Annotated in this window: 16 protein-coding genes, 15 tRNA genes and 3 rRNA genes; 3 read left to right on the top strand and 31 right to left on the bottom strand. The window is 43.6% G+C overall.

The annotated features are described in order from the left end of the window. Positions 1-2: 2 nt before the first annotated feature. The 22 genes from NST81_RS04365 to NST81_RS04260 form a co-directional block, all read right to left on the bottom strand. Complete coding sequence (locus NST81_RS04365; protein WP_048622749.1) at positions 3-1,343, bottom strand: LLM class flavin-dependent oxidoreductase; 1,341 nt, start codon at positions 1,341-1,343, stop codon at positions 3-5. Beyond that, the gene (locus tag NST81_RS04360; protein WP_327798134.1) at positions 1,333-2,364 is read right to left on the bottom strand and encodes an LLM class flavin-dependent oxidoreductase; all 1,032 of its coding nucleotides are present in this window, start codon (positions 2,362-2,364) and stop codon (positions 1,333-1,335) included. Before NST81_RS04360 ends, NST81_RS04365 begins: the two co-directional genes overlap by 11 nt. A 144-nt stretch (positions 2,365-2,508) precedes the next feature. Continuing rightward, complete coding sequence (locus tag NST81_RS04355; RefSeq protein ID WP_327798135.1) at positions 2,509-3,414, bottom strand: LysR family transcriptional regulator; 906 nt, start codon at positions 3,412-3,414, stop codon at positions 2,509-2,511. 655 nt (positions 3,415-4,069) lie between these two features. Beyond that, positions 4,070-4,152, bottom strand: a tRNA-Leu gene (locus tag NST81_RS04350). Positions 4,153-4,160: 8 nt separating this feature from the next. Next, positions 4,161-4,234: transfer RNA gene (locus tag NST81_RS04345), tRNA-Cys, on the bottom strand. 5 nt (positions 4,235-4,239) lie between these two features. Beyond that, positions 4,240-4,314: transfer RNA gene (locus tag NST81_RS04340), tRNA-Gly, on the bottom strand. A gap of 3 nt (positions 4,315-4,317) precedes the next feature. Next, a tRNA-Gln gene (locus NST81_RS04335) sits at positions 4,318-4,389 on the bottom strand. Positions 4,390-4,405: 16 nt separating this feature from the next. Next, positions 4,406-4,481 (bottom strand) — tRNA-His (locus NST81_RS04330). Positions 4,482-4,491: 10 nt separating this feature from the next. Then, a tRNA-Trp gene (locus NST81_RS04325) sits at positions 4,492-4,565 on the bottom strand. 5 nt (positions 4,566-4,570) lie between these two features. Beyond that, positions 4,571-4,655 (bottom strand) — tRNA-Tyr (locus tag NST81_RS04320). A 5-nt stretch (positions 4,656-4,660) separates the two neighbouring features. Next, a tRNA-Thr gene (locus tag NST81_RS04315) sits at positions 4,661-4,733 on the bottom strand. A 4-nt stretch (positions 4,734-4,737) separates the two neighbouring features. Continuing rightward, a tRNA-Phe gene (locus NST81_RS04310) sits at positions 4,738-4,813 on the bottom strand. Positions 4,814-4,823: 10 nt separating this feature from the next. Then, positions 4,824-4,899 (bottom strand) — tRNA-Asp (locus tag NST81_RS04305). A gap of 59 nt (positions 4,900-4,958) precedes the next feature. Then, positions 4,959-5,032 (bottom strand) — tRNA-Met (locus NST81_RS04300). Between the two features lie 10 nt (positions 5,033-5,042). After that, positions 5,043-5,118: transfer RNA gene (locus NST81_RS04295), tRNA-Val, on the bottom strand. 8 nt (positions 5,119-5,126) lie between these two features. Beyond that, positions 5,127-5,198 (bottom strand) — tRNA-Glu (locus NST81_RS04290). 9 nt (positions 5,199-5,207) lie between these two features. Then, positions 5,208-5,299 (bottom strand) — tRNA-Ser (locus tag NST81_RS04285). A 3-nt stretch (positions 5,300-5,302) separates the two neighbouring features. Then, positions 5,303-5,377, bottom strand: a tRNA-Asn gene (locus tag NST81_RS04280). Positions 5,378-5,385: 8 nt separating this feature from the next. Beyond that, a 5S ribosomal RNA gene (gene rrf / locus NST81_RS04275) occupies positions 5,386-5,501 on the bottom strand. Between the two features lie 147 nt (positions 5,502-5,648). Further along, positions 5,649-8,581 (bottom strand): 23S ribosomal RNA (locus tag NST81_RS04270). Positions 8,582-8,841: 260 nt separating this feature from the next. Beyond that, positions 8,842-10,396 (bottom strand): 16S ribosomal RNA (locus NST81_RS04265). Together the 16S, 23S and 5S rRNA genes with 15 tRNA genes alongside form the textbook arrangement of a ribosomal RNA operon. A 217-nt stretch (positions 10,397-10,613) precedes the next feature. Then, positions 10,614-11,480 (bottom strand): nucleotidyltransferase-like protein, encoded by an 867-nt coding sequence (locus tag NST81_RS04260; RefSeq protein WP_341028574.1) that lies wholly within the window; start codon positions 11,478-11,480, stop codon positions 10,614-10,616. A 133-nt stretch (positions 11,481-11,613) separates the two neighbouring features. Between NST81_RS04260 and NST81_RS04255 the strand changes: the two genes are divergently transcribed. Continuing rightward, the gene (locus tag NST81_RS04255; protein ID WP_003353819.1) at positions 11,614-11,970 is read left to right on the top strand and encodes a YgzB family protein; all 357 of its coding nucleotides are present in this window, start codon (positions 11,614-11,616) and stop codon (positions 11,968-11,970) included. 36 nt (positions 11,971-12,006) lie between these two features. Here NST81_RS04255 and perR read toward each other — a convergent pair whose 3' ends face one another. The 5 genes from perR to NST81_RS04230 form a co-directional block, all read right to left on the bottom strand. Continuing rightward, on the bottom strand, positions 12,007-12,447 hold the full coding sequence (gene perR / locus NST81_RS04250) for a peroxide-responsive transcriptional repressor PerR (RefSeq protein ID WP_003353818.1): 441 nt from the start codon (positions 12,445-12,447) through the stop codon (positions 12,007-12,009). 105 nt (positions 12,448-12,552) lie between these two features. Beyond that, positions 12,553-13,104, bottom strand: coding sequence for a cob(I)yrinic acid a,c-diamide adenosyltransferase (locus tag NST81_RS04245; protein ID WP_003353817.1), 552 nt, complete (start codon positions 13,102-13,104; stop codon positions 12,553-12,555). A 2-nt stretch (positions 13,105-13,106) separates the two neighbouring features. After that, positions 13,107-14,051: a D-2-hydroxyacid dehydrogenase gene (locus tag NST81_RS04240; RefSeq protein ID WP_048622745.1), complete on the bottom strand. Its 945-nt coding sequence runs from the start codon at positions 14,049-14,051 to the stop codon at positions 13,107-13,109. 298 nt (positions 14,052-14,349) lie between these two features. Further along, a complete protein-coding gene (gene bcp / locus NST81_RS04235) occupies positions 14,350-14,820 on the bottom strand; it encodes a thioredoxin-dependent thiol peroxidase (protein WP_003353815.1) in 471 nt (156 codons plus the stop codon). A 157-nt stretch (positions 14,821-14,977) separates the two neighbouring features. After that, positions 14,978-15,376, bottom strand: coding sequence for a potassium channel family protein (locus NST81_RS04230; RefSeq protein WP_003353814.1), 399 nt, complete (start codon positions 15,374-15,376; stop codon positions 14,978-14,980). A 186-nt stretch (positions 15,377-15,562) separates the two neighbouring features. On the opposite strand from NST81_RS04230, the gene NST81_RS04225 reads away from it, so the two are divergent. Both NST81_RS04225 and NST81_RS04220 read left to right on the top strand, forming a co-directional pair. Next, positions 15,563-16,864, top strand: a complete 1,302-nt coding sequence (locus NST81_RS04225; protein WP_048622744.1) for a glutamate-1-semialdehyde 2,1-aminomutase — start codon at positions 15,563-15,565, stop codon at positions 16,862-16,864. Between the two features lie 536 nt (positions 16,865-17,400). Then, on the top strand, positions 17,401-18,486 hold the full coding sequence (locus tag NST81_RS04220; protein WP_003353812.1) for an FUSC family protein: 1,086 nt from the start codon (positions 17,401-17,403) through the stop codon (positions 18,484-18,486). Between the two features lie 82 nt (positions 18,487-18,568). Here the strand turns inward: NST81_RS04220 and NST81_RS04215 are convergent, their stop codons facing one another. The 4 genes from NST81_RS04215 to NST81_RS04200 all read right to left on the bottom strand — a co-directional run bounded on the left by NST81_RS04215 (position 18,569) and on the right by NST81_RS04200 (position 23,105). Continuing rightward, positions 18,569-20,314 carry an ABC transporter ATP-binding protein gene (locus NST81_RS04215; RefSeq protein ID WP_328202113.1) on the bottom strand — a complete coding sequence of 582 codons (1,746 nt, stop codon included), beginning with the start codon at positions 20,312-20,314 and terminating at the stop codon, positions 18,569-18,571. A gap of 389 nt (positions 20,315-20,703) precedes the next feature. Continuing rightward, on the bottom strand, positions 20,704-21,981 hold the full coding sequence (locus NST81_RS04210) for an IS110 family transposase (protein WP_341028570.1): 1,278 nt from the start codon (positions 21,979-21,981) through the stop codon (positions 20,704-20,706). 183 nt (positions 21,982-22,164) lie between these two features. Further along, a complete protein-coding gene (ntdP, locus tag NST81_RS04205) occupies positions 22,165-22,710 on the bottom strand; it encodes a nucleoside tri-diphosphate phosphatase (protein ID WP_003353809.1) in 546 nt (181 codons plus the stop codon). Positions 22,711-22,844: 134 nt separating this feature from the next. Continuing rightward, on the bottom strand, positions 22,845-23,105 hold the full coding sequence (locus NST81_RS04200) for a YgaB family protein (protein WP_048624381.1): 261 nt from the start codon (positions 23,103-23,105) through the stop codon (positions 22,845-22,847). Positions 23,106-23,122: the final 17 nt, after the last annotated feature.

Raw genomic sequence — 23,122 nt, 5'->3', positions numbered from 1 at the left:
CCCTAGTTAATAAAATGATTTTCTTTTTTGTTTGCATAGCGATTTTCTTTAAACGGCAGTCCTAAGTTTCCTCTTAATGTTTCACTTCTGTACTCCCTGCTGTAGTAGCCGCGTTCTTCCAAAATCGGAATGACGTGCCGGATAAAATCGGTTAAGCCGCTGCCAAGAACAGGCGGGCCAAAAATAAATCCATCCGCTCCATTTCCTTCCACCCAGGCAATCAATTGTTCGGCTACTTGCTCATACGTACCGAAAAAAACGCTTTTCGGTGTCGTAACTTGCAAGGCCACTTCTCGAAGCGTTAAGTTCTTTTCGCGGGCATTTTGCTTAATTTGATCGGTTGTCGACCGGAAGCTATTTTTCCCGACATCGCCTATATCAGGAAACGGCTCATCAAGCGGAAATACACTGAAATCGAAGTGATCAAAGTATCGTCCTAAATAATCGAGAGCTTCTTCAATCGACACAAGGTTTTGAATCGCTTCGTATTTTTCTTCCGCTTCTTCTATAGTTGCACCGACAATCGGATGAATCCCCGGGAAAATGAGAATCTCGTCTCTGCTCCGTCCGTTTGCTTCTGCCCGCAGTTTTACATCCTTATAAAAAGCTTGGGCCTGTTCGAGAGTTTCTGCATTGGTAAAAACAGCATCCGCCTCTTTTGCAGCCAAATTTTTACCGGCTTCAGAAGAACCTGCTTGGAATATGACGGGCTGCCCTTGACTCGAACGTTCAATATTTAACGGTCCTTCGACAGAAAAGAAACGACCTTTATGATTCAATACATGAACCTTATTTCGATCAAAAAACTGTCCGGTTTGCCGATTTCGTATAAAAGCATCGTCTTCCCATGAATCCCACAATCCTTTTACTACTTGCAAAAATTCTGCCGCTATCTCATATCGAAGAGAATGCGATGGATGTTCACCTTTATTGTAGTTCTTTGCAGATCCCTCTAAAGGAGAAGTGACAACATTCCATCCAGCACGCCCCCCGCTGATTTTATCCAGCGATGCTAACTGGCGGGCAACCGTAAATGGCTCACTGTAAGTGGTTGATATCGTACCGACCAGCCCTATTCTCGATGTTACTGACGCGAGAGAAGATAAGATGGTGATGGGTTCAAACCGATTCAAGAAATGAGGAATGGATTTTTCATTTATATATAGTCCATCAGCAACAAAAGCAAAAGAAAATCCGGCTTCTTCAGCTTGTCGAGTAATAGACTTGTAATACTGAAAGTTAACACTGGCATCTTTTGGAACACTTGGATCTTTCCAGGCGTTCATGTGACTTCCCGGGCCGTGCAACATAATCCCCAATTGAATCTGTTTTTTATGAGACATAAGTTTCACCCTCTTCTTCGGTTAAAGAGTTGTCATTCGAGCCGTTTGGACTTAACAGCTGAAAAGACCGAACCCGTTCTTCTACCTTTTGAACAGGGGAATGCAAAATAAATTCATCCACTTGATAGGATGCATGGAATTTATTTAAGACTTTTTTTACATAGACAGAGGTTCCGGCAATGATATAGCTCGCTTGTTCCTCTACTTCATAAGATTGCTCCGCTTGTTTGCCGAAAGCATGTGCTTGTTCCAATGTAGAAACCGTGACAATACGGCCGCTTTGCAGATGGACTTTATACATTTTTTGATCTTTCGCCAGTTCTTCGGCCTCTTTTTGCGAATCGGCAGCGACTGCTGCAAGGGATAGCAGAAAACGTCCGTCCTGATAGCCGTTGCGATAAACGTGCGCCGATTCTTCAAGCGCCTTTACGTCGCCATTAATAAACAAGGCGAATACAAAAGGAACTTGAAGGTCAGCTGCCAGCTGAGCGCTTCTGGGACTGGCCCCAAGTAAAAAAAGGTTGGGCTTTTCCGGCGGTATAGGTGTCGCTTCAATACCGGCGAGCGGATGATCTTCATCCACTGAATTTTCAATTAATTTTTTCAAAAAAAGAAATCTTTCTTCAAAATCTTGTCCGTCATTCACGGTGCCAAACTGCAACGCCTTTGTCGATAACGGCAGGCCGCCCGGAGCCTTCCCGATCCCAAGATCGACTCTTCCGGGAGCAAGAGTAGACAAAACATGAAAATTTTCCGCAACTTTAAAAGGACTATAATGTTGAAGCATGACTCCTCCTGATCCGATGCGAATCGACTTCGTTCTGGCAAGCAAATATGACATTAAAACTTCCGGAGACGACCCCGCTACCTGTTCCGAATGATGATGCTCTGACACCCAGAAGCGCGAGTAACCCCATTCTTCTGCTTTTTGGGCCAGGCGAACGGTTTGCTGCAAAGCGTCAACAGCTGAAGAGCCTTCAAGGATCGGGCTTTGATCTAACAATCCAAGCTGATAACTCATATCCATTTTCCTCCTGTTTTTATTCTTAGTTTACAGGTGTGATTAATTTGTTTTATTTGTTGGTATTTATCCTATCATCGGAAATAGCGAAAAAGCAATACTTCAAGCGATAGAAAGATTTAAGCGATCCATTAATAAAATTTATCAATTTGTTTGAGAGAATGATGAAACAGCATTCTTTTCAAATTGTTCAATCGACAAAAGAATGTCATTCCATAAAAAAGGAGGCTCCGGTCCATAATATGTTCCATGAATATGCTGTTTCAGCATCATCAAATGATCGACATTGACTTCCACCAGCTGGCCTGTTTCCAGTTCATGTTTAACGCATAAATATGGCAGAAATCCGAACCCGTTGCCGCTTTGAATGAGTGATTTTGCCACTTCAAGATGATCCACGTGAAATTCAATTCGCGGTTCCACGTTCGCCACTTCAAAAATTTTGTGAACACGATTCCAGTCGAACGCTCCGCATTCAAAAAAGACCATTGGTTCAAGAGCCAATTGCTGTGCGGATAACTTTGACTGAAACTGAAAAGGATGTCCCGGCTTTACGACAAGCCGTATTGAATTGTCAAGAAGCGGTTGATGCTGCAATGCTTGATGCGACACTTCTTTCATGAACGCCACATCAATCTGCTTTTGGAGCAGCTTATCTACTAGCACCTCGTTAGACGCTGAAATAAATTTAAACCGGAGTTCCGGATGTGCTTTTTTCCAAAGCGGCAGTGCAATGGGGATAAAATATTGAGATGTAATGATATTGGCCCCAATGACTACCTCTTCCTGATCCGCTCTTTTTTTCAATAGTTTTTTTCCTTGCTGAAAAGTGCGAATAATCTGCTCAGCATACGGAATAAACATTTCCCCCTTTTCCGTCAGCTTGATGCCTCTACCCTCCCGTTCAAACAGTTCTGTATCCAATTCTCGTTCCAATGCTTTGATCCGCGCCGTAACCGTTGGCTGTGATAAAAACAAAGCGTTCGCTGCTTTATGAATGCTGTTAAAATGGACGACATACATAAAAGCTTCAATGTGATCAATGTTCATCTTCTCCACCCCTTTTTTAATAAAAAATAAAAAGCTCCCGAACATAGATGCATCAGGAGTTATTGAACGCCAACTCTACGTTATTTTGTTTTTTTATTTTAATCATATTATTCCGATTAGTAAAGTATATTTTAAAAAATTTAATAAATAGAGCAAATTCAGTTAATTGAAACGTCAGATATTTATACTTTATTCCAACCTATAAAAGTACCTCCCCCTTTAATACATACGCCTTTGACTCTTTGCTCTTTTTTTTGATTACGAGAACCGATGTTTTGCTGATATCCGTTTCACCAAAAAGCTTAAAATCCTCATCAATTGAGCTTAAATGTATATTTTAGGAGAAATAAACCTTCATGCGATTACAAAAGCGATTTTTACCGCCCTCTGCAAAAGAAAAAACAGGCCTTTATCCAACCTGTCATCGAATGAACGTTCATATTAGGGAATTTCATTTCGTGGCTGAAAAGATTCAACCCCAACATTTAGTATAGAACCGGAATTTTAAGAGACTAAGAAATAAAGCTTTATGTTCACTCATCTAGTCAACTACAAAAAAGGGGGCACTTCGATAAGTGTATTCCAACAATTGACATAGAGCCAAATATAAAAACAAGGGGTTCCACATAGCGGAACCCCTTATCTCTATATTCGATGCCGATGGTGGGAGTCGAACCCACACTCCACAAGGGAACACGATTTTGAGTCGTGCGCGTCTGCCAATTCCGCCACATCGGCTTATTGTATGGAGGCGGCAACCGGATTCGAACCGGTGATAAAGGTTTTGCAGACCTCTGCCTTACCACTTGGCTATGCCGCCTTCATTGGAGCGGAAGACGGGACTCGAACCCGCGACCCCCACCTTGGCAAGGTGGTGTTCTACCACTGAACTACTTCCGCGTACTGGGCTAGCTGGATTCGAACCAGCGCATGACGGAGTCAAAGTCCGTTGCCTTACCGCTTGGCTATAGCCCAATGATTCCTTTTAATATGGGGCGACTAGTGGGAATCGAACCCACGAATGTCGGAGCCACAATCCGATGCGTTAACCACTTCGCCATAGCCGCCATTATAATATGGCAGGGGCAGTAGGAATCGAACCCACACCGGAGGTTTTGGAGACCTCTGTTCTACCGTTAAACTATGCCCCTATGAATGGTGGAGGGGGACGGATTCGAACCGCCGAACCCTGAGGGAGCGGATTTACAGTCCGCCGCGTTTAGCCACTTCGCTACCCCTCCACTGATGCCGGCTGTAGGACTTGAACCCACAACCTACTGATTACAAGTCAGTTGCTCTACCAATTGAGCTAAGCCGGCAACATGGTGGCTCGGGACGGAATCGAACCGCCGACACAAGGATTTTCAGTCCTTTGCTCTACCGACTGAGCTACCGAGCCGATGATTTCATGGCGGTCCCGACGGGAATCGAACCCGCGATCTCCTGCGTGACAGGCAGGCGTGATAACCGCTACACTACGGGACCATTGTTTTAAGATATGCTGACACGTTGATTATGTATGAAAGAAATACTATGTCATTCAATTGCGGGGGCAGGATTTGAACCTGCGACCTTCGGGTTATGAGCCCGACGAGCTACCAGACTGCTCCACCCCGCGACGATATAGATGGTGGAGGTTGACGGGATCGAACCGCCGACCCCTTGCTTGTAAGGCAAGTGCTCTCCCAGCTGAGCTAAACCTCCATTGAGGATGACCCGTACGGGATTCGAACCCGTGTTACCGCCGTGAAAGGGCGGTGTCTTAACCACTTGACCAACGGGCCAACTTATAATGGCGGAGAGCAAGGGATTCGAACCCTTGAGACAGCGTTAACCGTCTACACGATTTCCAATCGTGCTCCTTCGACCACTCGGACAGCTCTCCATATGGCTCCGCAGGTAGGATTCGAACCTACGACCGATCGGTTAACAGCCGATTGCTCTACCACTGAGCTACTGCGGAATAATATCGTCCGGCAACGTCCTACTCTCGCAAGGGGAATCCCCTCACTACCATCGGCGCTGAAGAGCTTAACTTCCGTGTTCGGTATGGGAACGGGTGTGACCTCTTCGCCATTATCACCGGACAAACACCATTTATTATCTTAAGCGAATTTTATTTAATTTTCAATAGGAATTTTAAATAATTTATAGGTCTTTTTATAAAGCGTTATCAAGATATCTTCCTTCAAAACTAGATAGAAGAAGCAGTTTCACCGATTTCGCGCTTTCTTTTGGTTAAGTCCTCGATCGATTAGTATCCGTCAGCTCCACGTGTCACCACGCTTCCACCTCGGACCTATCTACCTGATCATCTTTCAGGGATCTTACTTTCCGAAGAAATGGGAAATCTCATCTTGAGGGGGGCTTCATGCTTAGATGCTTTCAGCACTTATCCCTTCCGCACATAGCTACCCAGCGATGCCTCTGGCGAGACAACTGGTACACCAGCGGTGCGTCCATCCCGGTCCTCTCGTACTAAGGACAGCTCCTCTCAAATTTCCTGCGCCCGCGACGGATAGGGACCGAACTGTCTCACGACGTTCTGAACCCAGCTCGCGTACCGCTTTAATGGGCGAACAGCCCAACCCTTGGGACCGACTACAGCCCCAGGATGCGATGAGCCGACATCGAGGTGCCAAACCTCCCCGTCGATGTGGACTCTTGGGGGAGATAAGCCTGTTATCCCCGGGGTAGCTTTTATCCGTTGAGCGATGGCCCTTCCATACGGAACCACCGGATCACTAAGCCCGACTTTCGTCCCTGCTCGACTTGTAGGTCTCGCAGTCAAGCTCCCTTCTGCCTTTGCACTCTGCGAATGATTTCCAACCATTCTGAGGGAACCTTTGGGCGCCTCCGTTACCTTTTAGGAGGCGACCGCCCCAGTCAAACTGCCCACCTGACACTGTCTCCCACCCCGATCAGGGGTGCGGGTTAGAATTTCAGTACAGCCAGGGTAGTATCCCACCGGCGCCTCCACCGAAGCTGGCGCTCCGGTTTCCAAGGCTCCTACCTATCCTGTACAAGCTGTACCAAAATTCAATATCAGGCTGCAGTAAAGCTCCACGGGGTCTTTCCGTCCTGTCGCGGGTAACCTGCATCTTCACAGGTACTATAATTTCACCGAGTCTCTCGTTGAGACAGTGCCCAGATCGTTACGCCTTTCGTGCGGGTCAGAACTTACCTGACAAGGAATTTCGCTACCTTAGGACCGTTATAGTTACGGCCGCCGTTTACTGGGGCTTCGGTTCGCACCTTCAAGCAAAGCTTTAAGCGCTCCCCTTAACCTTCCAGCACCGGGCAGGCGTCAGCCCCTATACTTCGCCTTACGGCTTCGCAGAGACCTGTGTTTTTGCTAAACAGTCGCCTGGGCCTATTCACTGCGGCTTCTCGGGGCTATGCACCCCAAAAAGCACCCCTTCTCCCGAAGTTACGGGGTCATTTTGCCGAGTTCCTTAACGAGAGTTCTCTCGCACACCTTAGGATTCTCTCCTCGCCTACCTGTGTCGGTTTGCGGTACGGGCACCTTTTTCCTCGCTAGAGGCTTTTCTTGGCAGTGTGGAATCAGGAACTTCGGTACTATATTTCCCTCGCCGTCACAGCTTGAGGTTAGTGGCAACGGGATTTGCCTCGCTGCCCCTCTTACTGCTTGGACGCACATCCAGCAGTGCGCTTACCCTATCCTCCTGCGTCCCCCCATCGCTCAAACGGAAAAGAGGTGGTACAGGAATATCAACCTGTTGTCCATCGCCTACGCCTGTCGGCCTCGGCTTAGGTCCCGACTAACCCTGAGAGGACGAGCCTTCCTCAGGAAACCTTAGGCATTCGGTGGAAGGGATTCTCACCCTTCTTTCGCTACTCATACCGGCATTCTCACTTCTAAGCGCTCCACCAGTCCTTCCGGTCTGGCTTCTCTGCCCTTAGAACGCTCTCCTACCGCGGACACCCGAAGGTGTCCACCCGCAGCTTCGGTGATACGTTTAGCCCCGGTACATTTTCGGCGCAGAATCACTCGACCAGTGAGCTATTACGCACTCTTTAAATGGTGGCTGCTTCTAAGCCAACATCCTGGTTGTCTAAGCAATTCCACATCCTTTTCCACTTAACGTATACTTTGGGACCTTAGCTGGCGGTCTGGGCTGTTTCCCTTTTGACCACGGATCTTATCACTCGCAGTCTGACTCCCAAGGATAAGTCGCTGGCATTCGGAGTTTGTCTGAATTCGGTAACCCGATGAGGGCCCCTAGTCCAAACAGTGCTCTACCTCCAAGACTCTTTCCTTGAGGCTAGCCCTAAAGCTATTTCGGAGAGAACCAGCTATCTCCAAGTTCGATTGGAATTTCACCCCTACCCACACCTCATCCCCGCACTTTTCAACGTGCGTGGGTTCGGGCCTCCAGTAAGTGTTACCTCACCTTCACCCTGGACATGGGTAGATCACCTGGTTTCGGGTCTGCGACCCCATACTCATGCGCCCTGTTCAGACTCGCTTTCGCTGCGGCTCCGTCTTTCCGACTTAACCTCGCATGAGATCGCAACTCGCCGGTTCATTCTACAAAAGGCACGCCATCACCCGTAAACGGGCTCTGACTACTTGTAGGCACACGGTTTCAGGTTCTCTTTCACTCCCCTCCCGGGGTGCTTTTCACCTTTCCCTCACGGTACTGGTTCACTATCGGTCACTAGGGAGTATTTAGCCTTGGGAGATGGTCCTCCCAGCTTCCGACGGGATTCCTCGTGTCCCGCCGTACTCAGGATCCACCAGGGAGGGAACGAAGTTTCGACTACAGGGTTGTTACCTTCTCTGACGGGCCTTTCCAGACCTCTTCGTCTACCTCGTTCCTTTGTGACTCCACGATTGGTGTCCTACAACCCCAGAAGGCAAGCCTTCTGGTTTGGGCTGTTCCCGTTTCGCTCGCCGCTACTCAGGGAATCGCTGTTGCTTTCTCTTCCTCCGGGTACTTAGATGTTTCAGTTCCCCGGGTTGCCTTCCTTACCCTATGGATTCAGGCAAGGATGCTGCCCCATTACGGGCAGCGGGTTTCCCCATTCGGAAATCTCCGGATCAACGCTTACGTACAGCTCCCCGGAGCTTTTCGGAGTTAGTCCCGTCCTTCATCGGCTCCTAGTGCCAAGGCATCCACCGTGCGCCCTTTCTAACTTAACCATGTTGGTTTTATCCTAGATGGCGATACTCGGTTTATGCTGCTTCTTTTTTCTATCTAGTTTTCAAGGAACAACTTGGAAGGATGAAATCCTTCAAAACTGAACAAAACGAAAGCGTACAATTGATATCTGTCCAGCTCCGGCTCCTAGGTGCTCGAGGTCACAATCCATCTTGCTGCGGTGGTTGAAATACTACCTCCTCGCAAGCTGTCTTGTGCTTGTCGCACCTGAACAGTCGCCTCTGCTTTTCTTCTTCCTTAGAAAGGAGGTGATCCAGCCGCACCTTCCGATACGGCTACCTTGTTACGACTTCACCCCAATCATCTGCCCCACCTTCGGCGGCTGGCTCCCGTAAGGGTTACCTCACCGACTTCGGGTGTTGCAAACTCTCGTGGTGTGACGGGCGGTGTGTACAAGGCCCGGGAACGTATTCACCGCGGCATGCTGATCCGCGATTACTAGCGATTCCGGCTTCATGCAGGCGAGTTGCAGCCTGCAATCCGAACTGAGAATGGTTTTTTGGGATTAGCTCCACCTCGCGGTTTCGCGACCCTTTGTACCATCCATTGTAGCACGTGTGTAGCCCAGGTCATAAGGGGCATGATGATTTGACGTCATCCCCACCTTCCTCCGGTTTGTCACCGGCAGTCACCTTAGAGTGCCCAACTGAATGCTGGCAACTAAGGTCAAGGGTTGCGCTCGTTGCGGGACTTAACCCAACATCTCACGACACGAGCTGACGACAACCATGCACCACCTGTCACTCCGTCCCCCGAAGGGGAACCCTCTATCTCTAGAGGTAGCGAAGGATGTCAAGACCTGGTAAGGTTCTTCGCGTTGCTTCGAATTAAACCACATGCTCCACCGCTTGTGCGGGCCCCCGTCAATTCCTTTGAGTTTCAGCCTTGCGGCCGTACTCCCCAGGCGGAGTGCTTAATGCGTTAGCTGCAGCACTAAAGGGTGGAAGCCCTCTAACACTTAGCACTCATCGTTTACGGCGTGGACTACCAGGGTATCTAATCCTGTTCGCTCCCCACGCTTTCGCGCCTCAGCGTCAGTTACAGACCAGAGAGCCGCCTTCGCCACTGGTGTTCCTCCACATCTCTACGCATTTCACCGCTACACGTGGAATTCCGCTCTCCTCTTCTGCACTCAAGTCTCCCAGTTTCCAATGACCCTCCACGGTTGAGCCGTGGGCTTTCACATCAGACTTAAGAGACCGCCTGCGCGCGCTTTACGCCCAATAATTCCGGACAACGCTTGCCACCTACGTATTACCGCGGCTGCTGGCACGTAGTTAGCCGTGGCTTTCTGGTCAGGTACCGTCAAGGTACCGCCCTGTTCGAACGGTACTTGTTCTTCCCTGACAACAGAGCTTTACGATCCGAAGACCTTCTTCGCTCACGCGGCGTTGCTCCGTCAGACTTTCGTCCATTGCGGAAGATTCCCTACTGCTGCCTCCCGTAGGAGTCTGGGCCGTGTCTCAGTCCCAGTGTGGCCGATCACCCTCTCAGGTCGGCTACGCATCGTCGCCTTGGTGAGCCGTTACCTCACCAACTAGCTAATGCGCCGCGGGCCCATCTGCAAGCGGCAGCTTGCGCCGCCTTTCAACCTTCCTTCATGCGAAGGAAGATATTATCCGGTATTAGCCCCGGTTTCCCGGAGTTATCCCCGTCTTGCAGGCAGGTTGCCCACGTGTTACTCACCCGTCCGCCGCTAACTTTCAAAAAGCAAGCTTCTTGAAAGTCCGCTCGACTTGCATGTATTAGGCACGCCGCCAGCGTTCGTCCTGAGCCAGGATCAAACTCTCCAAAAGAAATTTGACTTGGCTTGTTTCGATTGAAACATTGGTTTACGCTTCGTTTTGTTCAGTTTTCAAGGATCCATCTAATGATAGCGACTTTTCAATAATATCATACAACTAAAGTCACTGTCAATATTTTTTTGAGCCGCTGCTGTTTTCAATCACATCCAGCAGCGACGTTTATTACTATAACAAGAAAACATAATTACGTCAATCACTTTTTTTGTTTTTATGAAAAAATTTTATAGAATCGATGATAAATATGAATTCCTTTCGTTTCTGCCTGAACAATCCGCACATAATTTTGATGAATTAAATACTCCAAGAGGGTTTCCAAATCGATAGCGTAATATTTTACTTCCGGATGGTTTATCAAATCATCAATAGACCAGTAGTCTTTTTTTCTTAAAACATTTAGAAAATGAGAAACACCGGATTCCGTATGCGAATGAATAAGAAATTCACTCGCCAAGAAAAGAAGTTCCAACCGTTTTTCTATATTTTCGTTGCTGGTCAGCAGTTCTTCGTATAGTTTGTAAATTTCAGGATTCAATTGTTTCACTTGATCCCACATTGTCTGCTCCGGTTGAAATCCTTTTTCGATGATCGTCAAGCATGCTAAATGATAAAGAGAGCGGGAAATATGATGATATGCATCCATGTAATGCCCGTTATGAAAAAATGCTTTTCCATCTGTGTAGGACTTGATAATCTTTGAAAATTCAATCGCCATTTTCAAATTTCTTTCATTGGCAGAAGGTTCTCGCAACTCATTTTTCAATCGATGAACATAGTCGTTCCGGTCAAACACAATTTTCCCATCGGAAAGCCAGTTCAATATTTTTCGATTCGTTCCTAAAAGAAGCCATTCCTTCAACTGCTCTTCGTCCACAATATAGAGAGCGGCTTTCTTATCTTGATATGCATAATGTTTAACCAGCAAATTTTTTTCGACTTCTTTTGCAATTACTAATAAAATGTTGTCAAATGTTTCTTCTTGATAATTCCATCCTTCTCTTTTTTCGATGGATAAAATGCCAAGCGTATTTTTTGAGCTCGCTCTCTCTTGATAAATGGGCCGAAGGATATCCTCCATAAAAAATTCCTCCATTAAATTTTTTCATTCTACCAATTTCGACAAAAACTGCTGATTTTCCTTCTATTCCTTTTAAAACATTAACCGACTTCAAAGCGTAAAGTATGATATAGTTACGTTAGGAGGGGATGGGATGGCCAAAAATTATAAAAGTAAGATTAACCGTATTCGAACTTTTGCACTTTCGTTAATTTTTATCGGTTTTTTGATAATGTACATAGGTTTATTTTTTCGAAATCATCCATTGATCATGACGATTTTTATGATGCTGGGATTTTTAAGCATTATGGCGAGTGTCGTTGTGTATTTTTGGATTGGAATGCTTTCGACAAGGGCGGTTGTGGTGGTTTGTCCAAACTGTAGAAAACAAACAAAAATGCTTGGCAGAGTAGATATGTGCATGTATTGCCGAGAGCCCCTTACGCTCGATCCTTCTTTGGAGGGCAAAGAGTTTAATGAGGAGTACAATCGAAAAAAACGAAATAAATAGCAAAAAAAGAATTGTTCCTTTTTAGAACAATTCTTTTTAATGAACTTCTTTTTTGGCACTGCATTCCGGACAAATCCCATAAATCTCCATCCGATGGTGACTAACTTTAAAACCAGTAACATGCGAAGCAAATTGTTCAACCTCGTCCAGTCCTGGATAGTGAAAATCGACAATTTTGCCGCACTCTTCACAAATGACATGGTAATGGTCAGTTGTTACAAAATCAAATCTGCTGGATGAATCGCCATAGGTCAGCTCTTTCACTAATCCAACTTCACGAAATACTCGCAAATTATTATAAACGGTTGCCACACTCATATTGGGAAATTTACCTTCTAACGCTTTATAAATTTCATCCGCAGTTGGGTGTGACATGGATTGGACCAGGTATTCAAGTATTGCATGACGCTGAGGAGTTATACGTACTCCAGAATCTTTTAACGTTTCTAAAGCTTCTTTAAGATGTTCCTGCGCCACCGTCATGCACCTCACTTTAACATAAAAATCGTTCTCAATTTGTAATCTTTATAATAAGTGTACTAATGAAATAGTGATTTTGTCAATGTTTTCAATCCAAAATTCTCATGATTCTATAGAAAGTTTCTTCTCTTTTTGCCCAAGTTTAGCGTTTATATATCTTGCTGCGACAAACAATAGATCGGAAAGTCGATTTAAATAAGCCAGAACAAGAGGATTTACCTTTTCTACTTTTACCGCTTTTCGTTCCGCTCTTCTGACAACAGAACGGGCTGCATGAAGCGCGGCTCCCGCGGGATGGCCCCCGGGCAAAATAAAATTATTTAATGGTTCCAATTTCCCATCCCATTGATCAATCATCTTTTCGAGAAATTGGATATTATTTTCTTTTAATTTCCACTTCACTTCTTTTTCGGGAGGAGTAGCCAATTCTGCACCAACGTAAAAAAGTTCTGTTTGAATTTGCTGTAAAACATTTGCTACTTCTTCTTTTCCGTCAAATGATTCATGCACGAAATAGCTAAGCGATAAACCAATGAGCGTATTCGCCTCATCGCATGTCCCATATGCTTCTACGCGGGCATCGGTTTTTGAAACTCTTTGCCCGTAGATAAGCGAAGTTGTCCCTTTATCTCCTGTCTTCGTATAAATTTTCAACGCTAGTACCCCCTGTCCAGATCGACCACATTCCAAAAATCTTTTCTTCCTGTAATATATGTAGATAAGTTGTGTTTTAATATTTCAAACGCTCTTGGCAAGTAATTTTTCGACATCGCTGATATATGCGGCGTTACCGTAATATTATTCAATGTCCAAAATTCATGTTCCGGGGGAAGGGGTTCTTTTTCAAAAACGTCCAAATAAATATGGGCCACTTGATTCTGTTTTGCAGCATTTAACAACACTTTTTCTTCTACAAGGTCTCCCCGCCCGATATTGATAAAGACAGCTGTGTCTTTCATGGTTTGAAAGTGATTTTCCCTTAAAAGATAACGGGTTTCCGGCGTGCTTGGAAGGACAGAGACAATGAAATCGGCCGTGCCAAGCGCAATGTTCCAATCTTGAAACGTATAGATGCGATCAAAATAGTCCACTGGTTTCCCGCTTCGATTAACTCCGCTTGTTTTCATTCGAAATGCTTTGGAAAGCCTGCCAATTTCGCTTCCGATGGCACCCGTCCCCAATACAAGCACTTCTTTTTCCGCCAATTCTTGCAAAGGCAGTTTTTTATTCCAAAATTTTTGTTTTTCGAAATCAGCGAGCTCAGGGTATCTTTTAACATGTTGGAGCATGAGACCTAATGTGAATTCAGCCATTGGGATTTTATGAATTCCCCTGGCATTTGTCACGAGGATATTCTTTGCTTTGATAGCTTGAAACGGCATTTTTTCAAGGCCTGCCGAACAAACCATAATCCATCGTAGACGCGGCGATGAATGAATGATTTTTTCTGACAAATCTTCGCCGTATGTGACGATGACTTCAGCATTTTTCCATTCCGCTTCAGAAATTTTTCGATAAAATTGAAAATGACAATCGGGAAATTCATTGATTAATTGTTCTCTTAAATCAGCCGGCGGAAAAAATGAAAAAACAACTTCCACTTTTTTTGCTCCTCTCCACTTGATTTTGTCTATTCCGTTATGGAAATTTTAGATTTCTTATCGTTAATTGGCCTCCACGCCCATTTTACCATGATTTACTGGAAGAAAATACAAATAAGAAAAGCGCTGAAGCAAATTTGTAAGAATAGCTGCTTTCTCCCGATATTTTTGTTCAAAGAAAAATGGACCGGTGGATCCGGCCCTAAACATTTATTTCATGAGGAGGTATGCCCTTACTTTACAGTATGTTTTAATCTACATAATGCATGGACAATTGCCTTCTCATTCTAAAAATAGGCTACGAGAGCTCATTTTTAATAAATTCCAGCGCTTCTTCAACATGTCCTTTTACTTTTACTTTTCTCCATTCTTTTGCAAGTCTTCCTTGTTGATCAATAACAAATGTCGAACGCTCGATTCCCATATATTCTTTTCCGAAATTCTTTTTTAACTTCCAAACGCCATAAAGTTCGCATACTTGATGGTCTTCATCGGCCAACAGCAAAAAAGGCAAATCGTACTTTTCAATAAATTTTTTATGTTTGTCCAAAGAATCCGTGCTAATTCCCAGAATCACGGCATTCAATTTGGAAAATTCATCATGATAATCCCGAAAGTCACACGCTTCTGTCGTGCAGCCGGGAGTCATATCTTTCGGATAAAAATACAGCACCACATTTTTCCCTTTGAAATTCGATAATTTTACCTTTTCGCCATTGCTGGCCGGAAGTTCAAAATCAGGAGCCGCTTCACCTATTGCCAATGTCATATGTAATCCCTCCATTCGTTTTGAACTTAGCGTATCCAATTTTAAAATAATTTGCAATTGAATTTATCCCGCAAATCTCCTTTCTTGACGGGGGAAACGTCTCCTATTCATCCAATTAGTCCTACTAACCATCCGCTCGGCTGATGGAAGTTTCACATTATTTCTCCCAATCAATGAAAGTTTTCACGACAAAAGCTGCCGGAATGGTATAACCCAGCCATGCCTCCACTAGCGCAATCCAGCGCCCTACACCGTTTGGAACTAAATCTCCGTAACCGACTGTGAACAACGTAATACCGCTGAAATAAAGAGAGGTATGGAGCTTTTCGAAAAAACTTTCGCTGTACGTTCCTTTTCCGGTCAAAATGGCATAACCTTGCATTTCTAAAAGCAAATAAAGAAGGCCAAAACCGATCATGATCGTCACATATAATAATCCCAATAAGAGAAAGTTTTCAAAAGACAATTTTTTATACTTCCATCTAGAAGGAACAAACAATTCGCGCAAACTTAGTGTCATACAAATAATCACTGCGGCCATTAATAAATACGGCATCCGATAACCCTCCTGTTACCTTTCACCGACCGATAGAATGTTATTAAAACGAAAAGAAGAAGATAAAGAGTGATCCTGAAACGCTTGCCGCTGAAAATTTCATTTTTATGAAAATGGGTAGGAAATATGTAATAATATATATGAAACACTTAATATTAGTTATGACACGGCAGGAGGAATACTTTTATGGACTTTACCCATTCAGAACGTTTACATAAAGAAGCGCTGGAACATATCGTCGGCGGCGTTAACAGTCCGTCCCGCTCCTATAAAGCAGTTGGCGGTGGAGCACCTGTTGCGATGGAAAAAGCAAAGGGCGCTTATTTTTGGGATGTTGACGGCAATAAATATATTGATTATTTGGCAGCCTACGGTCCTATCATTACAGGACATGCCCACCCCCATATTACCGAAGCGATTCAAAAAGCAGCGGAAAATGGGGTTTTATACGGAACGCCGACTCCTTTTGAAGTGAAATTTGCCAAAATGTTAAAAGAAGCCATACCTTCGCTGGAAAAAGTTCGTTTTGTCAACAGCGGAACCGAAGCTGTGATGACCACGATCCGCGTCGCAAGAGCCTACACCGGAAGAACCAAAATTATAAAGTTCGAAGGATGTTATCACGGACATTCTGATTTAGTGCTAGTAGCGGCAGGATCAGGGCCTTCTACTTTAGGAACACCTGATTCAGCGGGCGTTCCGGAAAGCATCGCAAAAGAAGTCATTACCGTTCCATACAATGATGTCGCATCGTTCCGTGAAGCCATTGATAAATGGGGCAATGAAGTAGCAGCTGTATTAGTTGAACCGATTGTCGGAAACTTTGGTATCGTAGAGCCGAAGCCGGGATTTTTAGAACAAGTGAAAGAATTAACGCACAAAGCAGGCGCTCTGCTTATATTCGATGAAGTCATTACGGCATTCCGCTTTATGTACGGGGGAGCTCAAGATTTGCTGGGAGTCATTCCTGATTTAACAGCCATGGGAAAAATTATCGGCGGAGGCCTTCCAATTGGCGCTTACGGCGGAAGAGTGGATATCATGGAAAAAGTAGCTCCTCTCGGTCCAGCTTATCAAGCAGGAACGATGGCCGGAAATCCAGCTTCTATTTTGGCGGGAATTGCCTGCTTGGAAGTATTAAAGCAAGACGGTGTCTATGAATACCTCGATCGGCTCGGGGCTATGTTGGAAGAAGGAATCTTAAAAGCAGCACAAACGTATCAAATCCCGATTACGATTAACCGTTTAAAAGGTGCGCTTACGGTATACTTTACAGATGAAAAAGTCGAAAACTATACTCAAGCGCAAGCAAGCGACGGTGAACGGTTTGCCCGCTTTTTCAAACTGATGCTTCATCAAGGCATTAACCTAGCTCCTTCCAAATATGAAGCTTGGTTTATTACTCTCGCCCATACGGAAGAAGATATTCGGACAACCATCCAAGCAGTAGAGCGAGCTTTTGAAAAAATGTCTCAAGAAATAAAATAATATCCAACTGGTAGTTTCATGTTGAAACGACTATCATGTTTGCAAGCGTCCTTTGACAGGGCGCTTTTTCTTATCCCCCGTAAAAAAACGGTATTCTCAGCTATTTGCCAACGGAGGTCAAGGGCAAATCGCCAGTAAATTTATTCAGTTTTAAATAGACGCTAATTCCATTTACTCCATTAAGGTTCAAAAAAATCTTCTGCTCCCGTCTTGACCGTTCCTTTTAATCATCTCGCCGTTTTTCGCTTTGTTTTACTTATCTTTAGAAAACAAGAATGACCAATTCATGAAAAGCAAAAACTGGATAAAATTTTATTTTTCAAAAAAGGCTACATCTCTTGATATTCTTATTTTTCCATTGTATAGTACAATAATGTTTCAGACGATCCATCACAAAAAAGGACATTCAAAGTAGGGATAAATAGAGAAAATCAAACATCATATAAAAAGGGAGATAATATCATTCCCAGGTCAGCGTTTGACGTTTTGAAGCCATTTTCATTACATGTAAAAACTTAAGAAAGGAAAAATGCGCTATGAAGCTTGGTGCCCGCATATTAAAAACAGGAATTGCGATTGTCCTTGCGTTGGCCATTGCTCGCGCTCTTCAATTGCCATCTCCTGTTTTTGCCGGAATACAAGCCGTTTTTGCAATACAGCCAACTATTTATCGATCTTATAAAACCATTGTCGAACAAGTTCAAGGAAATGCGATTGGTGCTGCCATTGCCATTCTGACTGTCGTTTTCTTCGGCAACCATATCGTATTTGTCGGTCTGGCTTCTATTGTCGCGATTCTCATTATTTTAAAATTAAAACTTGATAATACGGTCGGTTTGGCACTAGTGACTATTATCGCGATTATGGAAGTTCAAAACGAACAGTTTATCCAATTTGCTCTCCTCCGTTTTGGAACCATTATGCTTGGAATTTTAGCCGCTTTTGTCGTCAATTTAATTTTTATGCCGCCCAAATATGAGACGAAACTTTTTTTGCATATAAACAACGTGACAGAGGACATTTTGAAATGGATTCGCTTGAGCACTCGAAATGCCTCTGACTATCAACTGTTGAAACTCGACATATCCAAGATTAGCGAGCGATTATACAAAACGGACGAGTTATATAAATTGTACAAAGAAGACAGAAATACATTTAAAATCAGCCATACTGCGAAAAATCGCCGACTTGTGATTTACAGGCAAATGATCATTGCTGTCAAAAAAAGCTTTGAGATTTTAAAACGGCTTCACCATTATGAAAATGAAATCCAGCAGCTTCCAGAGGAACTTCAAAAAAGAATTCAAGAAATGCTCGATGCGTTAATCAGCTACCATGAGCAAATATTATTGAAGTTTGTTGGAAAAGCGAAGAAAAAAACGGAGCTGGAAGAAGTCCATGATGTGTATTTAAACCGCAAGGAATTTATGGATGCATTTTTAGACGAAATTATTGAAGAGTACTCCGGAAGCAAGGATACCCAATCCTTCCATTTGCTCTACATCGTCACCTCCATCTTAGAGTATGGCGAACAAGTGGAGCATCTGGATATGCTGATTCACAGCTTCCAAAGTTTTCATAAGTCGGAAAATGAAGTGAAAATAAAAGAAGAAAACGAGTAAAAGTCAGGAAGAAACGAAATATTCTCTCCTGACTTTTTCTTTTTTTGTTTCAAAAAGTCCTTCTGTATCCCATGATTACGTTCTAATTCAGCTGTTGCACTTGAAAGAGTTTATAGTAGCTCCCTTGTTTTGCCATAAGTTCTTCGTGAGTGCCCGATTCAACGACTTGGCCATTTTCAATCAAAATAATTCGATCCGCATGAGTTATAGTAGAAAGCCGATGAGCAACAATAAAAGTGGTCCGATCCTTTGCCAACTTTTCCAGTGCCTCTTGAATTAAATGTTCGCTTTCTAAATCAAGCGCTGAAGTAGCCTCATCCAATATCAAGATGGGAGGATTTTTCAGAAACACTCGGGCAATTGCGACTCTTTGTTTTTGCCCGCCTGAAAGCTTTACCCCTCTTTCGCCCACTTTCGTGTCATATCCATCGACTAAATTCATAATAAAGTCATGAGCGTTTGCGGCTTTAGCTGCAGCGATCACTTCTTCTTCACTTGCATCCGGACGTCCGAGAAGGATATTGTTTTTAACAGAATCGCTGAACAAAATATTATCTTGAAGCACCATTCCGATATGATCACGTAAACTCCGAACTTTAAAATCGCGAATGTCTACACCGTCCAATAAAATTCTTCCTTTTGTCACATCGTAAAAACGCGAAATCAAGCTTACTAGCGAAGATTTGCCCCCTCCGCTCATTCCGACAAGAGCAACCGTCTCACCCGCTTTAATCTCAAGATCAATATCTTTCAACACTTCCGGTTCATTTTCATCGTAAGCAAAACTTACATGATCAAATACAATATTTCCTTTTACATCCTTGCATTCAATGGCATTGGGACGATCCGTAATATCATATTTCTCATCGATCAGCTCAAACACTCTGTCCATGGAAGCTATGGCCTGAGTTAAGGTGGTAGATGAATTGACAAGCCTTCTTAAAGGATCGTATAAACGATCTACATAAGAAATAAATGCGGCCATCGTTCCGACTGATAAATGGCCGTGAATCACTTGAAACCCGGCATAAGCAATGACAATCAAAGGAGCTAAATCGGTAATGGTATTCACGACTGCAAATGATTTGGCTGTCCAATTCGTTTGATAGAGGGCTTTATCCAAAAAATTTGAATTTTGGTCTTTGAATTGATCTTGGGCAAAGTCCTCGATGGCAAAACTTTTAATAACAGGCATTCCCTGCACTCGTTCATGCAGAAAACCTTGCATTTCTGCCAGCGCCTGCGAACGCACTCTTGTCAGTCTTCTTAAATTTCCAAAAAAATATTTGACGGAAAAAGCATAAAGAGGAAATACTAAAAGCGAAACAATGGTCAATTTGACATCCATCGACAGCATGAGTCCAACAGCGATGAAAATGGTTGCCAAATCGAGCCAAATATTCATCAATCCTGTAATCACAAAATCCTTCGTCTGTTCTACATCATTAATTACCCGGGAAATCACTTCGCCCGCCCGATGATTAGAATAATATTTAAAGCTTAACTTTTGAATGTGCTCAAAGAGTCGGTCTCGAATATCATACAACACTCTATTTCCAGTGCTTTGGGCTAAATATTGTCGAAAATATTCAACAGGCGGCCGCAATACGACAAAAATAAAAAACATGACTCCCAGTACAAAAAGAAGCTTATGGATTTTGATATCGGTGGATAATTCATGATTTCCTATGATATCATCAATCACATATTTAATGAAAATCGGAATGAGGAGCGGTATGGCAAATTTGATGGCCCCGATAAACAAAGTTGAGATAATTTCTCGCCTGTATGGTTTTACAAAATTCATATATCTACGTATGCTTCCCAAATTTCCCCCTCCCTCTATAAATGTTGATATATCAACGGTTTAACCCGTTGGTGGGGTGTCAAAAAAATAATTTTCGACACGCATACTAACAATATTTTTATATTATGTGAAACTATTCCATCCTATGGGTACGCTACGCGGCCACTACTGGGTAATAATGGTAAGTAGTGCTAGAGAATGATGGGATGCACAATGGATCTCTGCGTAACTTATGATGACGTACCCTCCCATGTCTCTTGGCATCTGTGTGCCTACATTCCTTCGTTCGGTCTAGTCATAAGGCAGAGGCTAGCGAAGCTCCTTAAGGGACTCGAGGTCGAATGGAAAAAAATAATGCCAGCTTCTCCGTGTCATCCTGTTGTCTAGGTCTGTTAAGAAGATGTAGAACTTTACATAGCCTCTGCGAGACTAGGGATATCCTTCATCATTCGCTGTGCGTCGAACACTTTGTGCTTGGTACAGATTCCATGTAACACTTTTAATAGCTTTCCGCATAGAACCACAATGGATTGCTTCTTGCGTAACGGATTCACCTTACGGTTTGTGTAATAATCATGTAGCTTTTTAAAGGCTTCATTATGGCGAATCATCGGCATCATCACTCGGAAAAGGAGGGAACGTAGCTTTCTTCTTACCCGTTTGGAAATACGCTTTTGACCTTGATGCTGACCAGAGGAATTTTCACGTAATGTTAATCCCGCGAGTTTTATTAGTTGGCGTGGATCTTTATAGTGTGAAAAGCTTCCGATTTCAGCTAAAAGATCGACAATGGTCGTATCCCCTAATCCTTGAACTGTTGTAAGCCATTCATATTCTACAGATGTTTTGACAAGTTCAACTAATTTCTGAGTAATGCTTTCGATTTCTTGTTCTAACTGGTGGTAACGACGAACGAGTGTGGCGATTTCAAAACGGGCCATCTCACGTCCTTCTGTTACTCCAATTGATTGAGCCGCGACTTGAATGAGTTGTGTCGCTTTTGGTCTTTGAGGAGATTTTAACCCCTCTACCTTTCGGTAAATGTCCAATACCTCATCAGGTTGTTTCTGGTGAAGATCACTCGGGAATGGAGTACATTCGAGTACGGCCAAGGCCATTTTTCCGAATGACGGAAAAACTTGAGTGAACTCAGGAAAATAGCGATCCAACCATCGGATCATCATGTTTTTGACCGAACCTAGCTCCTCTGTCAATTTACCTCGAAAAGTAGATCCTACTCGGAGTTCAGCTTCTTTTTCTTTTAAAATACGCGGATAGCTAAAGCGTCCATCTTTTAAGAGTCTTGCGATCACTAATGCGTCTTTACGGTCATTCTTCGTTTGAAGATTGTCATCTAATTCCTTAGAACGTTTGACATGCATTGGATTTGTTATAACGAGGGGTATCCCACGCTCCTCCAAGAAATAAGCGAGATTGAGCCAATAATGACCTGTTGGTTCTATTCCAACTAAGACTTCTGTTTTGTCATGATCCTTCATGGCCCTTAATATTCGTTGATAGAAGGACTCAAATCCATCCCGAGATTGGGATACAGAGAATGATTTTTGAAGCACACGACCACGATCATCCACAAAACAAGCGAAATGTGTACGCTTCGCAATGTCGATACCGACGACAAGTGTTTTTTCAGTGACTTGATTAATTTTTTGATTTTCTATACAATCCATATGGAGTCCTCCTTGGTTAACAAATTAGGGGTCAATTCTAGCAGATTGACACCCCGCATCATACCAAGAGGGCTCTTTTTGTTCAAGTCCCCGAAAACCTTCTAACAGGAATGCTCCTTACATCAAAAAATCAATATTCTTCTTTATTTTTCCATGGAAAAAGGGGCTGACTCATCTTTAGGATCAGACCCCATACCTTCTTTTATTTAAGAAAAGATATTTATCGTACCATATGTCTACAAAATCAGGTGCAAATGGACCTTTGCGCTGTTCAATCCATTTGATTAGCTTGTCCACATTCCGCTTTAAAATATGGTCAATCACATCAGGATAACCCATTTGCTTTCGATGTTCAGCGTATTCATCTTCATCCAGGAGGGAGTAGGTCATATCGGGAAACACTTTAATGTCGAGATCATAATCAATATACTTTAACGCTTCATAGTCATAAACAAACGGAGAACTTAAATTGCAGTAGTAATAGATCCCATCTTCTCTTATCATACAAATAATATTGAACCAATGCTCAGCATGAAAATAACAAATGGCCGGCTCTCTTGTCATCCATGTTCTGCCGTCGGACTCCGTAACGATGGTTCGGTCATTGCCTCCAATGACAAGACGTTCTGTCGCTTTTAAAACCAACGTTTCTTCCCAAATCCGATGAATATGGCCGTCATGTTTATAACTATGAATTTGTATGGTTTCTCCTTCAGCGGGAAATACCATGATTGTCCCCTACTTTCGTATCAAAAAAATTTCACCAGTCTTTTCCCTAAGAGGAGGAAAAAACAATTCTACTTTCATATTATAACGATTCACCATTAAAATTAAAACAAAAGAGCCACGGTTTTCGCCGCCGCTCATAATTTCACGCCTGTTTGCTCTTGATAAGTACGAATCACTTCATCCGTTTGGGCTTCAAAGACCTTTTGTATTTCCTTTAATTTTTTTCTCATCTCGTCCATTTCACTTTCAAGGTTTTCCATTCCGGCAATATCCTGAAGTTCTTTTAATTCTTTCTCCATTAGCTGGCACCGCTCTATTTCCTGTTGCAATAACAACAGTTTCTCCATCGTTTTCATTTGTTCCTTTACTAATACATCAAAACGATCTAACATCATCATCACCCCTCAAACGG

The sequence above is a fragment of the Bacillus sp. FSL W8-0223 genome (genome assembly GCF_038006805.1).
Taxonomy (GTDB): domain Bacteria; phylum Bacillota; class Bacilli; order Bacillales; family DSM-4216; genus Bacillus_O; species Bacillus_O smithii.
The sequence above is the reverse complement of the archived record's forward strand: the minus strand, read 5'-3'. Positions and strand labels throughout refer to the sequence as shown.

What these genes read in the sequence shown, in the direction of transcription:
- NST81_RS04365 (WP_048622749.1), bottom strand. Translation starts at nt 1,343, where the DNA reads ATGTCTCATAAAAAACAGATTCAATTGGGGATTATGTTGCACGGCCCG.
- NST81_RS04360 (WP_327798134.1), bottom strand. Translation starts at nt 2,364, where the DNA reads ATGAGTTATCAGCTTGGATTGTTAGATCAAAGCCCGATCCTTGAAGGC.
- NST81_RS04355 (WP_327798135.1), bottom strand. Translation starts at nt 3,414, where the DNA reads ATGAACATTGATCACATTGAAGCTTTTATGTATGTCGTCCATTTTAAC.
- NST81_RS04260 (WP_341028574.1), bottom strand. Translation starts at nt 11,480, where the DNA reads ATGGAGGATATCCTTCGGCCCATTTATCAAGAGAGAGCGAGCTCAAAA.
- NST81_RS04255 (WP_003353819.1), top strand. Translation starts at nt 11,614, where the DNA reads ATGGCCAAAAATTATAAAAGTAAGATTAACCGTATTCGAACTTTTGCA.
- bcp (WP_003353815.1), bottom strand. Translation starts at nt 14,820, where the DNA reads ATGACATTGGCAATAGGTGAAGCGGCTCCTGATTTTGAACTTCCGGCC.
- NST81_RS04230 (WP_003353814.1), bottom strand. Translation starts at nt 15,376, where the DNA reads ATGCCGTATTTATTAATGGCCGCAGTGATTATTTGTATGACACTAAGT.
- NST81_RS04225 (WP_048622744.1), top strand. Translation starts at nt 15,563, where the DNA reads ATGGACTTTACCCATTCAGAACGTTTACATAAAGAAGCGCTGGAACAT.
- NST81_RS04220 (WP_003353812.1), top strand. Translation starts at nt 17,401, where the DNA reads ATGAAGCTTGGTGCCCGCATATTAAAAACAGGAATTGCGATTGTCCTT.
- NST81_RS04210 (WP_341028570.1), bottom strand. Translation starts at nt 21,981, where the DNA reads ATGGATTGTATAGAAAATCAAAAAATTAATCAAGTCACTGAAAAAACA.
- ntdP (WP_003353809.1), bottom strand. Translation starts at nt 22,710, where the DNA reads ATGGTATTTCCCGCTGAAGGAGAAACCATACAAATTCATAGTTATAAA.
- NST81_RS04200 (WP_048624381.1), bottom strand. Translation starts at nt 23,105, where the DNA reads ATGATGTTAGATCGTTTTGATGTATTAGTAAAGGAACAAATGAAAACG.